This is a genomic window from Pseudoalteromonas sp. OANN1 (genome assembly GCF_024124685.1).
Lineage (GTDB): Bacteria > Pseudomonadota > Gammaproteobacteria > Enterobacterales > Alteromonadaceae > Pseudoalteromonas > Pseudoalteromonas piscicida.
Genome location: NZ_JAMXSE010000010.1, coordinates 92,519 through 104,571 on the forward strand (window position 1 = coordinate 92,519; position 12,053 = coordinate 104,571).

Consider the following 12,053-nt stretch of genomic DNA (forward strand, 5'->3'; position numbering starts at 1 on the left):
CTTATTACTCTGCTTTTACGGCGATAGAATCGCGCAAGATTAAGGTTGGTGGGTAGAGATTTTCCACATCGGGTTGGTGCTTCTCTTTATACACATGCTTAAGTACCCAACGCGCGGCCGCATTGCCCATTTTACGAATAGGGTTATCTATGGTGGTAAGTTTTGGATAAAGATATTTGGTAAATAACACATCGTCAAAGCCTACAACGGAAAGCGCTGATGGGACATCAAGTCCTGCTTCTCTGGCCGCAGTCATCGCACCTGATGCCATCTCATCGTTTGCGCAAACCAAGGCACTAAAGCGCTGCCCTGTTTGCATTAAATGATTAAATCCTGCGATGCCATCGATTTCATGATAACCGCCTTCAAATGAGAGCTTAGGATCGAATGACACATTGTATTCAGCTAAGGCTTTTTGATGACCAGCCAAACGCGCTTTGGCGTCAAGCTTAAATAACGGTCCACTGATATACGCGATATCTCGATGTCCGCGCTGCAATAGCGCCTCAGTCGCTAAGTATCCACCCAGTTCGTTGTCAGTATAAAAACAGCGCTCTGCCAACTCTGGAATGTGGCGGTTCACTAGCACCAGTTCTACATCTCGTCCCGCAAGCTCAATGAGATATTCATCACTGACTGCTTCTGCATGCACAATTAAGGCATCGCAGCGCCTATCCAATAAAAATTCGATGGCTTGTTGCTCTTTTTCTTCATCACTGTGACCCGCAGCAATAATGGCATGTTTACCCGCCGTTCTCAGCGTACTCTCTATGGTGCTCATCATGTCACCAAAGAAAGAACCGTGTAGCTCAGATACCATAAGCCCCACACTGTTACTGCGGTTAGAAGCCAAAGATTGCGCGATGGCGTTAGGTTTATAACCTAACTCTGACATTGCCGCGAGCACCTTCTCTTTGGTTTTGTCACTCACCTTTGCATTGCCATTCATCACCCGTGACACCGTGGCTAATGATACCCCTGCAGCTTTTGAGACTTCGTAAATCGTTGCCATATCTATTACTTTTATTCCATCAGTTGTATCTGCGCACTATACCAATTTTGGCTAAAAATGCGCATAGTTTTAGACACTTGATTTACGCTCAAACAGCATCGTTTGGTAGGCTTTTGCACTCGCCTTTAAGGTTCTTTGCTGAGTATGATAATCAACGTGCACAATACCAAAGCGTTGCGTATACCCCTCTGCCCATTCGAAATTATCCATTAAACTCCATGCAAAGTAGCCACGAATATCAACGCCCTGCTCCATTGCTTGATTAACTGCGAGCAGATGAGATTGGAAGTACGCCAGCCTTTGCACGTCTAATACTTCGCCATTTTCCATTTTATCGTCAAAGGCTGCACCATTTTCTGTGATATAAAGTGGTGGCAACTGGTATTCAGCATGTAACTCCCGAAGCAATGCACAAAAAGAGTCTGGCACGACTTCCCAGCCCATTGTAGTGAGCGTTTCTGCACTAGGCTCAACTTGTTCATACCATCCATTACCATCAGATTGATAAATATTTCGGGTATAATAGTTCACGCCAAGATAATCAATGGGCGCAGCAATAATCTCTAAATCTCCAGCTAGGATATCTGGTTGTACGTCCCTTGGGAGCTGGGCAAGTAAATCTGGGTACTGCCCTTCAAGAATAGGCTTGATATACCAGTGATTACAGTAATCATCCGCGATTTTTGCCGCTTCCACGTCACAATGCGCTGTAGACACAGGATCCGCATTGGCAAAATTCAACACGACTCCATGGAGGCTATTTGGGCAATGCGCTCTTAACACTTGCATCGCTAAACCATGAGCAAGAAGCAGGTGATGAGCTGCTTGTCGTCCCGCCGCTTGGGAGCGCAAACCCGGTGCATGAATACCTAATTCATACCCCAAATGTGCACTACAAAATGGTTCATTTAACGTGGTGTACGCATACACTTTATCGCCTAGTGCTTTACATACCACCTCGGTATACCGTGCAAACGCCACAGCCGTTTCTCGATTCAGCCAACCACCCTTATTCTCAAGCGCTTGTGGCAAATCCCAGTGATAGAGCGTGACAAACACTTTTAAGCCTTTAGCAACCAACCCATCGACCAATTGTTGGTAAAATGAAAGTCCAGCATAGTTAACCGTACCATCATCATTCATTACTCGTGGCCAAGAAATAGAAAGGCGATAGGCGTCAACCCCCAAACTGGTTATGAGCTCAACATCTTGCTGCCACCTGGATATATGCTCACAGGCAATATCACCGTTACTACTATCCTTTATCGCGCCATCATGTTCACAAAACCTATCCCAAATTGACTCACAACGCCCACGCCGCTCACCTTCGATTTGAAATGACGAAGTCGCAACGCCGAAAATATAGTCTGCCTTCAACATGGCCGAGTGTGTTGGCAGGATAATTTTATTCATGGTTAATCGTTCCAAGTTATGTGTTCACGCCAAGGTACGAGCGTGTTGTGTTAGTCACAGTGCAAGACAAAAACATTTTTTATTTGAATTCGTGTTCGCTTTCTGCAATCATCATTAAAAATGTAAGCGCTTTCATTTTTTTAAATGTAAGCGCTTTACCAAAAAAAATCAACTAGGAGTTTGTCGTGAGCGTACCGTCTCAACCACAGGTTTCAGCAGCAATCGCCACGGGCCATACTGGTCAGTACCGATTTGCTTTGGGGGCCCTCACCTCACTATTTTTTATGTGGGGTTTCATCACTTGCTTGAATGATATTTTAATTCCATACCTCAAAGGCGCGTTTGAGCTTAATTACACTCAAGCTATGCTGATCCAATTTTGCTTTTTTAGCGCCTATTTTGTTGTTTCGGTGCCAGCTGGCAAATTGGTTGGAAAAATCGGCTATCAAAAAGGCATTGTAACTGGATTACTTACCGCAGGCGTTGGTTGTGTGCTTTTTTACCCAGCGGCTGAAAGTGGTATCTACGGCGTGTTTTTATTCGCGCTATTTGTACTAGCGGCAGGGATCACAGTGCTACAAGTTGCAGCCAACCCTTTTGTTAGTGTACTAGGCTCCCCTGAAACCGCCCCTGCACGACTCACCATGACCCAAGCCTTTAACTCCCTCGGTACGACTGTCGCCCCATTTTTTGGCGCTATGCTCATCTTCAGTGAGGGAAGCACGGTTGAAGTTGGCAATGCCAGTGCCACCCAATTACCTTACTTGATGTTGGCAGCCATGCTCGCGTCATTGGCTTTGGTCTTTGCCTTTATTAAACTTCCCCAGCTAAGTAGTACTACTGAAGAAGTCACCACAGGTGAAATCAAGGCATGGCAGCATAGACATTTGGTGCTTGGTGCAATCGGTATTTTCGTTTATGTTGGGGCTGAAGTAGCGATTGGATCAACGCTCGTTAGCTTCTTACATCAACCGGACATTGGCAACATGACCGAAGCCCAAGCCGCAAAGCTCATCGCATATTATTGGGGTGGAGCCATGGTCGGACGCTTTATTGGCGCGTTAGTAATGCAGAAAATATCGGGTCGAACCGTGCTTGCCTTTAATGCAGCCTGTGCATTTGCATTAGTCCTTATCGCAGTATTTAGCAGCGGTCAGCTCGCCCTTTGGAGCATTTTGGCGGTCGGGCTTTGTAACTCCGTGATGTTCCCGACTATCTTTAGCTTATCGTTGAATGGGCTTGGAAAGCAAACGGCACAAGGCTCTGGTATTCTCTGTCTTGCTATTGTCGGCGGTGCAGTAATCCCGCTATTTCAAGGGATGCTAGCAGACGGAATCAATCTGCAGCTGTCATTCTTACTGCCTGCTTTATGCTATATCTACATCGCCTACTTTGGATTAAAAGGCGCAACTCCTCAGCGTTTCAAGAGTAATTAAGACATGAAAACGAAAATAACCATGCTAAGTCTTGCAATGGCTATCGCAACCTTAACAGGATGTAGCGAAAGCCCAAATAAAACCAGTGTTGATGCAGCTCGCCAAGTGGAAAACTGGCCAGCGCTGACTCCTGCTATCAAAACCGATAACAATCTCGAAGAAAGAATTCGGTCGATACTCGCTAAGATGACCCTGGAGCAAAAAATTGCGCAGATGATCCAGCCTGAGATTCGAAATATTACCGTCGCAGAAATGCGAGAGTACGGATTCGGCTCATATCTCAATGGCGGCGGCGCATTTCCTTACAACAACAAACATGCAACGCCTGCAGATTGGGTCAAACTTGCCGAAGCGCTTTATCAGGCATCGATTGACGATAGCCTAGATGGCAGCACAATTCCTACCATGTGGGGAACGGATGCGGTTCATGGCCACAATAACGTCATTGGCGCTACGCTATTTCCACATAACATTGGCCTTGGCGCGGCAAATAATCCAGATCTCATCGAGAAAATCGCCCACATTACCGCAAAAGAAGTGTTAGCCACCGGAATTGATTGGATCTTTGCCCCTACGGTCGCGGTGGTACGTGATGATCGCTGGGGACGCACCTATGAAGGGTACTCTGAGCACCCCGACATCGTAAAAGCGTATTCCAGCGCTATTGTTAAAGGCTTACAGGGCGACCCTAAGGCGGACTTTCTTGGTAAGAACCGCGTGATCAGCACAGTAAAGCATTTTGTTGGCGATGGTGGTACGGTTGATGGCGACGACCAAGGCGACAATATCGCCTCTGAAAAAGCATTAATTGCACTTCACGCTCAAGGCTACGTAGGTGGACTTGAAGCCGGAGCACAATCGGTGATGGCATCGTTTAACAGTTGGCATGGCGAAAAGGTGCATGGCAGCCATTATTTGCTTACCCAAGTGCTCAAAGAGCGAATGAATTTTGATGGTTTTGTGGTGAGCGACTGGAATGGTCACGGCCAAATAGAAGGTTGTACGAACGACAGCTGCGCAGAGGCCATCAATGCCGGCATTGATATTGTCATGGCCCCGAACGACTGGAAAGCCTTGTACAACAATACGCTAGCGCAAGCAAAAAGCGGCGTTATCGCGCAGTCTCGCATTGATGATGCAGTAAGCCGTATTTTAAGAGTTAAACTCCGTGCGGGACTTTTTGAAAAACCAAGTCCTGCAAATCGTCCATTGGCTGGCAACTCAGAAATCATTGGCGCAGAGTCGCACCGTAAAGTCGCGCGCCAAGCCGTACGTGAGTCACTGGTTTTACTCAAAAACAAAGATCAGCTATTACCACTTCAACCAAACCAACATTTTTTGTTAGCAGGCGATGGTGCCGACAATATCGGCAAACAATCCGGCGGTTGGAGTATTACTTGGCAAGGTACCAACAACACCAATGCCGACTTCCCGGGCGGTACTTCTATTTATGATGGTATAAAGCAGCAAGCAGAAGCGGCTGGTGGCACCGTCACATTAAGTACTAGCGGTGATTTCGAAGATAAGCCTGACGTTGCTATTGTGGTATTTGGCGAAGATCCCTATGCAGAAGGCCACGGTGATAGAGCAACACTTGAATACAAGCCGTCTGATAAATCTGATCTTGCATTACTCAAACGCTTTAAACAAGCAGGAATTCCTACGGTGGCGGTGTTCATCAGTGGTCGCCCAATGTGGGTAAACCCTGAACTCAACGCATCAGATGCATTTGTGGCGGCATGGTTACCGGGGTCTGAAGGAATTGGTATCAGCGACGTATTACTCGCCGACAAAAACGGCCAAGTTAAGTATGATTTTACTGGCAAGCTTAGTTACTCTTGGCCAAAAACGCCGACACAAATCGTAAATTACCAGGATAAAAATTACGACCCACTTTTACCTTATGGTTTTGGCTTACGTTATTCAGACCAAAATGTACTCGCAGATAATTTACCAGAGCAAATACAAACTCAGGCAAATCTCGCCAGCGGTGTAGACTTACTGGTAAGGTCGATCAATAAACCTTGGCAAGGTCATTTATACAGCAGTGGCGAAAATCAACTGATAAATGCCAACACCCATACGCTTGGTGGTATTAGCTACCGCACAACGGACAGAGAAGTACAAGAAGATGCCATTGAGCTACTTTTTGACGGTAGTCGACGCAGCGGCTTTAGACTCGCCAGTGAAAGCTATTTTAGGGAAGACATCAGCCCAAGTATTCCAACCGACAGCGCCCTTACCTTTAAAGTACAAGTTGATGCTGCGCCAGATAAACCGGTTTGGGTAGCGATGAGTTGTGAAGGCGAAGCGGATGCAAACGGCTCATGCACCGCAAAAATCGATATTGCTAAGCAACTTCAAACGATCCCTTTAGCCAAGTGGCAATCACTAAGCATTGACCTCAATTGCTTTACAGCCCAAGGCATGGACTTCACTAAAACCGTTGTCCCTTTCGAGCTTTCAACCGCCGGGATACTGGAGGTAACACTGTCTGAGATACAGATCTCTTCAGAAGCATCACCAACACTAAGCTGCAATTAGTCTCCTTAACACGATGTGGTCACTAGGCCGTGTTCACATCGTTTTTTAGTGTCTAATGAAGCCACTTTAATGTGGACTAGAATTTAAGAGATCTAAGATAAGCCAATTGTCTGATGCGCGCGTTTATTCTTTTTACAGGGCACAAACAAGCGATTTAAAAAGTCACACCAAGAGCACACTTGCCCTCACCTGCTCAATTTAATACTCTACTTTATGAGCTAACACCAAGGAAGAGCCAGAGTGTCAAACATAGCCGAACAAGTGATTAGTACCTACCCACCTGCTGCGCAAGCAAAAATCAGGTCACTGCGTAGTCTCGTTATGCAGGTTGCCAGTGAGCAAAACTTTGGCGCGGTGATTGAGGCAATAAAGTGGGGAGAGTTAAGCTTTAGTGTTAAATCGGGTAGCCCTTTTCGTATGGCTTGGAAAGCCAGAACGCCTACTAACTATCACCTTTATTTTCACTGCCAAACGAAGCTAGTTGATACATTTAGAGTACTATTTTCCGACGAGTTACAATTTGAAGGAAACCGAGCGATTGTCCTTAAACTAGAAGAAGACATGCCAACAGCACAACTTTACCGTTGTATTGCCATTGCAATGGACTATAAAAACCTCAAAAACTTACCTTTACTCGAGCAGTAACAACCAATCTAGGTAAACCTTGCCCGAAGCGAAAAACCCACCGTTACCAATTTTTACAACCGTGTACTTCTTACCTGAATAAAACGTGAAAAAATTACCCCTTTAAAATACAAAAAACAAAAACCAATAAAATTCAATGAGTTAAATTTATTAATTTGTGGTTCAAGCCTTGCTTACTTAATGATAGATAATCAGTGTAGATGCATTTCGCCATTCAGCATTGGAAACCACCAAAACCAACTAGCGCAAATAACAACATTAGGAGCATAAAACATGACACCACAACCCGAGCTGCAAGAAAGTTTTATTGATTTCGTGAACAAGCAGCAATTTCCATGCATTTGTGGTGGTAATAGAGCCGAATTAGCGTTTAACCATGTTGAGGTTTTAGGTTTTGGCGATCTCACCTCAAGACACAACAACTTTAGTTTGATAACCAGTCTCTATTCTTTTGTCGAAAAGGTAGATTTTGACAGCATGAAAAGTGCCGCGTTTGTGGCGATTTTTGAGCAGAGCCAACACTTAGATGACAGCGACTTTAATAAGTCTGTTTGGCGTAAACTGCAGGAATTGCAAAACCTAGTTTCGCAGAGCACTCCTAGAGGGCCGCATTCTCAATCGTCAGATTGCAGCAATAATTTTCATTTTAATTTGGATGGCGAGCCGCTTTATATCACTTGTTTAAGCCCTACAAGCGCATCGAGAAACAGAAAGTTTAAGTACCCAGCGATTGTTTTTAACTTAATGCCTCAGTTTGAGGTCCCACAGAGTTTCCGTGTCGTCGAATCACACGTAGAAACCCACAGAATTTAATGCACATTGTACCAACGGAGAGGAACTAGATATGAGCAACATCATGGTAATCGATTTTATTATTTACGTCGTCATTGGCATATTAACAACTTTGGGTTGTTTTGGCTTAATGAGTGCTTCAAGCGCTTATTCAAATCTAAGTAGCCCAACCAGTCGCACTAAGGCGAGTAAGCCTGCTGCAGTGCGGAGCTAAGCAATGCCGAATTCAAGCTTTGCTCCCTTTAACTACTCGCGGGAAAAGGGAGTATGCTTACATTTTTAAGCCACTCAAACTACTTACCGGCGGCAACTAAACCGGCGCCAAACCCAAAAAACACGCCACCGCTCACTTTGTTAATCATTGTCATACTCTTCGGTGACGACAATTTAGTCTTAGCAAGGCCAGAAAACACCGCATAAGAAATATGTACCATAAACACCAGCAGGCTAAAGGTGAAAACCAGCAACATAAATTGCGGCATAAAGGCATTTTCCACATTGATAAATTGCGGAAAGATAGACATAAAGAAAATAACAGCCTTAGGATTGGTGATCGAAACAAAAAAGCCTTCTAAAAAGCACTTTTTCATCGTACTTGCAGCAATAGACTTGCCTATTTTACTTTCACCTTTAGTTCGCCACATTTTGTAGCCTAAATAGAAAAGATATGCAGCGCCAATAAATTTAACGACCGTAAATGCCAACACCGAATTGGCTAAAATCACACCTAAACTTGATGCCGATACCGCGGCGACAATCAAAATCCCGAGCGCGACACCACAAATACCAGCTAAAGACTTGGCAAAGCCTCTTTGAATTGAGTTATTGATAGTCAGCATCACCGCAGGCCCTGGTAATAAAATTGTCGCCAAAGCGACACCTACAAACAGCAAATAATTGTCCAAAACATCAACCCCGCAAACATGTCCGATTCACACTCACTGCATCATCACACTAAATCATGAATTTACAAAGTAATATGCGATAGGTGGGAGTGGCATACTGAATTTATCACTGATACTTTTCTTCGAACTCAGCCTCATCGTTACCCTATGCAATATTTCTTGGAGAGCGCGACATGAAGTGGCACCTACTGAATTAGGGCCAAAAAAATGCAGACTCATCGGTCTGCATTTTTATATCAATTTGCTTAATTAAGTGAAATTGGTATTAGTGAACGGATGCGCAAGGGATCACTCAAAAGTATACCTCACACCAACCGAGTATCTCGGACCGTATTGACGAGCAAATAAGAATTGCTCTTCATAACGACCATATCCTTGCTCGGTTTCATTGTTTAAGTTAATACCTTCAAAGAACACCGTAAACTGCTCATCAATATCGTAATTCACACTCACGTCCCATTGACCGTAAGACTTGGCATATTGCGGTGGTGCATCTGCCGAGCCTTGCGCTTGGCCTACCCCGATCAGATAAGCGTCACGCCATGCGTAGGTTAACTTCACCGATAACCCGTCTTTTTCGTAAAATGCTTGGAAGTTAGCCGAGTCACTTAACCCCGTCAGCGGTGCTTGCTGCACTAGGCTTTCACTATCGAACTCAACATCGCCATCAACAAAAGTTGCGTTTACACCAAGGCCAAATCCCGTTTCACCAAATAAGTGCTGTACCGCCACTTCAAAACCATCAACCGATTTGCTATCGGTATTTTGTGGCTGGCTGATGTTCCATACCATCAAAGGATCGTCACTGCTTGGTTCAATTTTACCCTCGGCATTACCGTGACCATTGGCGAGCATTTGCGCAAAAATGGCATCACTGGTTGCCTGCTCTCCACGGGCTTCAATATCTGCAATCGCTTGTTTATACCTTGGACCATTGTAAATATCGTAAAGACCTTCAATGGTGGTTTGCGTGATTGTGGTTTGAATAAAGTTATCGACCTCTTTTTTGAAGTAGCCAAGTGACGCGTAACTTCCTTCGTTGTAATAATATTCAAGTGAAAAATCTAGGTTTGTCGACTCAAACGGTAATAGATTTGTATTGCCTCGAGAGCCAGTTCTCGCTCCCGGTTTTGGGCTGCCTGACAAACTTCTGCCACCCGCAAGATTACTAAGCGGCGCACGCGACATTGTTTTGCCCCAAGACGCTCGTGCAATTAAATCTTCGGTGATATCAAAACGCACATCGATCATCGGCAATAGAATGTCGTAATCCCCTTCCTGCGTTAAGAAGTTGTCATCACCACCCGCAGCGTATTGCATAATCCATTCAGATGGACTGTCCCAATTCACTTGCGTTTCCACACGCTGACGCACCACACTTGTCACATCCGTTTGTTCATAACGCAGGCCTGCGTTGATCTGCACAAAGTAGTCAGAAAATTCAAACTCCCATTTGGATTGCAAGTAGATGCTGTCAGTGGTTTCATCAACTCTACTTTGGCTGTCTATGCCATCAAAATAGGCGTCCGCCGAGTAGTAGTCGGCACCGATCACATCTTCTGTAAGATACGCAAGCTGCCTTGCAATAGCTTCATCAAAGTCATAGGTATAGTAATACCCAGGCTGTAAGTCACTGCCACCACCTGCAAATTGATCTAGCAAATCGCCAGTTTCATGGCGCGTAAACATGCTATCTGGGAAAATTTCTTTAAACGAAGGGTTAAAACCCGGTCCTCCTCGTAGACCACTCCACGCTTCATATCCCCCAGTTGACTGTTCAGTGCGAGCTGCACCAAACTGCACACTGACTAGGTCAATATCAAAACTGTCGTTAAACCAAGTGGCGTCAAGTTGTAACTGCTCGACTGTCGCCTCTCCGGGAGAATGGATAAATTGGCTAAAGTTAGAATCAATTTCACTTGCCATGAGTTCGTTCGTGCCATTTTTCCAAAGCACATTTGCATGCGGCACTTCGCCCTGCCGATAATCATAAATCTTAGTGTGCAACTGATCTGAGCCTAAGATGATTTGACCATCACTACCCAAGCCTTTATCTGCGCCGTTATCGGTTTCGTTTTTTGAGTCGTGATAATCAAGCTCTACATGCCAATTATCATTAATTTGCCAGTCCAGATTTAAGCCAAGTGAACGCGCCTCAACTTCCGTCGTATTTCTATTTGCAGTGAACGACGCATCATTACCGCCAATATCGGCATAAACCGCGGTGCCATTAGCATCTAACTCATAGGCGTTAATGTTACCGCCAAACTCATTCCAAATACCCCACCCCACCGTATTAGAGCCAGTTACGGCAAGGCTTGCCGTATAATCTAAGGTAGCAATGAAACCGTTGGTTGGTGCATATTGAAAGGTAACTTGACCGTTTGTTCTTTCTCGCTCTAGATCTTCAATGCCGTAGTTCATGTCTTTTGGAAAAAAGTAATTTCCGACTTTATTACCCTCGGCATCTTCAGCACGGCCATCAATGATTTTAGACGGGTCTAAATCAGGTAGATCAACATTGGCCTGCCAGCCTTGAATGTTGGCTTGCTGCTTTTGAAAGTCACGTTGCTGATGGGAGAAGGAAAACCCAAAACCAAAGGTTTCATCGGCAAAGGTATTACTGTAAACCGCGGAAACCTCAGGTGTAACATCATCTCCCGCTTCGTTAGAGGTATCAACAATCGCCTTTGCTGTAGCACTAAAGTGCTGCCCTGGGCGTTGTAGAGGTTTAGCCGTGACAATGTTGACTAAAGCCCCTAAACCGCCACTGGGTACATCAGCACGTCCGGTTTTATATACCTCAAGCGCACTCACGCCTTCTGCGGCTAGGTTTTCCAAGTTATACGAACGAGTATTACCTGTGCCCGGCATTTGGCGACCATTTAATGTCACCAAGTTAAAATCAGGCCCAAAGCCACGTACGGTAATTTGGCTGCCTTCGCCGTTGGCACGGCTGACCGAAACACCAGTGATCCGTTGTAAAGACTCGGCTAGATTGGTATCTGGAAATTTCCCCATTTCCTCTGCAGAAATGGCATCCATAACCCCCGATGCGGAGCGCTTTAAATCCATTGAACGGATCAAACTTCCGCGGATCCCTTTCACTTCGATCACTTCGACTTTTTCGGCTGTTTGTTGCTCTTCTGCTTGAGCTATGCTGACCATTCCCGCATTCATCGCTATTGCTAGCGACAACTTAGCGGCAAGCTTACTTTTATTGAATTGTTTGTTATTCATGACTGCCCTGCGATTCTATTCTTGCTGCTGGATCACCGAGTTCAAAACACTATTGGCGATCCACAC

At 45.2% G+C, this 12,053-nt stretch carries 8 protein-coding genes; 4 read left to right on the forward strand and 4 right to left on the reverse strand.

Features of this window, described 5'->3' with window-relative positions; translation table 11 throughout:
- Positions 1-4: 4 nt before the first annotated feature.
- Together NH462_RS10725 and NH462_RS10730 are read right to left on the reverse strand one after the other, a co-directional pair.
- Positions 5-1,012 (reverse strand): LacI family DNA-binding transcriptional regulator, encoded by a 1,008-nt coding sequence (locus NH462_RS10725; RefSeq protein ID WP_010375290.1) that lies wholly within the window; start codon positions 1,010-1,012, stop codon positions 5-7.
- 69 nt (positions 1,013-1,081) lie between these two features.
- Positions 1,082-2,425, reverse strand: coding sequence for a GH1 family beta-glucosidase (locus NH462_RS10730; protein ID WP_253105664.1), 1,344 nt, complete (start codon positions 2,423-2,425; stop codon positions 1,082-1,084).
- A gap of 185 nt (positions 2,426-2,610) precedes the next feature.
- Between NH462_RS10730 and NH462_RS10735 the strand changes: the two genes are divergently transcribed.
- The 4 genes from NH462_RS10735 to NH462_RS10750 all read left to right on the forward strand — a co-directional run bounded on the left by NH462_RS10735 (position 2,611) and on the right by NH462_RS10750 (position 7,863).
- On the forward strand, positions 2,611-3,861 hold the full coding sequence (locus NH462_RS10735) for a sugar MFS transporter (protein WP_253105665.1): 1,251 nt from the start codon (positions 2,611-2,613) through the stop codon (positions 3,859-3,861).
- A 3-nt stretch (positions 3,862-3,864) separates the two neighbouring features.
- A complete protein-coding gene (locus NH462_RS10740) occupies positions 3,865-6,405 on the forward strand; it encodes an exo 1,3/1,4-beta-D-glucan glucohydrolase (RefSeq protein ID WP_253105666.1) in 2,541 nt (846 codons plus the stop codon).
- Positions 6,406-6,645: 240 nt separating this feature from the next.
- The gene (locus NH462_RS10745) at positions 6,646-7,050 is read left to right on the forward strand and encodes a DUF1801 domain-containing protein (RefSeq protein ID WP_253105667.1); all 405 of its coding nucleotides are present in this window, start codon (positions 6,646-6,648) and stop codon (positions 7,048-7,050) included.
- 273 nt (positions 7,051-7,323) lie between these two features.
- Positions 7,324-7,863 (forward strand): YqcI/YcgG family protein, encoded by a 540-nt coding sequence (locus NH462_RS10750; RefSeq protein ID WP_253105668.1) that lies wholly within the window; start codon positions 7,324-7,326, stop codon positions 7,861-7,863.
- 272 nt (positions 7,864-8,135) lie between these two features.
- Here NH462_RS10750 and NH462_RS10755 read toward each other — a convergent pair whose 3' ends face one another.
- On the reverse strand, positions 8,136-8,714 hold the full coding sequence (locus NH462_RS10755; protein WP_253105669.1) for a LysE family translocator: 579 nt from the start codon (positions 8,712-8,714) through the stop codon (positions 8,136-8,138).
- A 321-nt stretch (positions 8,715-9,035) separates the two neighbouring features.
- The gene (locus tag NH462_RS10760) at positions 9,036-11,987 is read right to left on the reverse strand and encodes a TonB-dependent receptor (protein WP_253105670.1); all 2,952 of its coding nucleotides are present in this window, start codon (positions 11,985-11,987) and stop codon (positions 9,036-9,038) included.
- Positions 11,988-12,053 lie beyond the last annotated feature (66 nt).

Excerpts from the sequence above, each read along its gene's own strand:
- NH462_RS10725 (WP_010375290.1), bottom strand. The coding sequence starts at position 1,012 with ATGGCAACGATTTACGAAGTCTCAAAAGCTGCAGGGGTATCATTAGCC.
- NH462_RS10730 (WP_253105664.1), bottom strand. The coding sequence starts at position 2,425 with ATGAATAAAATTATCCTGCCAACACACTCGGCCATGTTGAAGGCAGAC.
- NH462_RS10740 (WP_253105666.1), top strand. The coding sequence starts at position 3,865 with ATGAAAACGAAAATAACCATGCTAAGTCTTGCAATGGCTATCGCAACC.
- NH462_RS10750 (WP_253105668.1), top strand. The coding sequence starts at position 7,324 with ATGACACCACAACCCGAGCTGCAAGAAAGTTTTATTGATTTCGTGAAC.
- NH462_RS10760 (WP_253105670.1), bottom strand. The coding sequence starts at position 11,987 with ATGAATAACAAACAATTCAATAAAAGTAAGCTTGCCGCTAAGTTGTCG.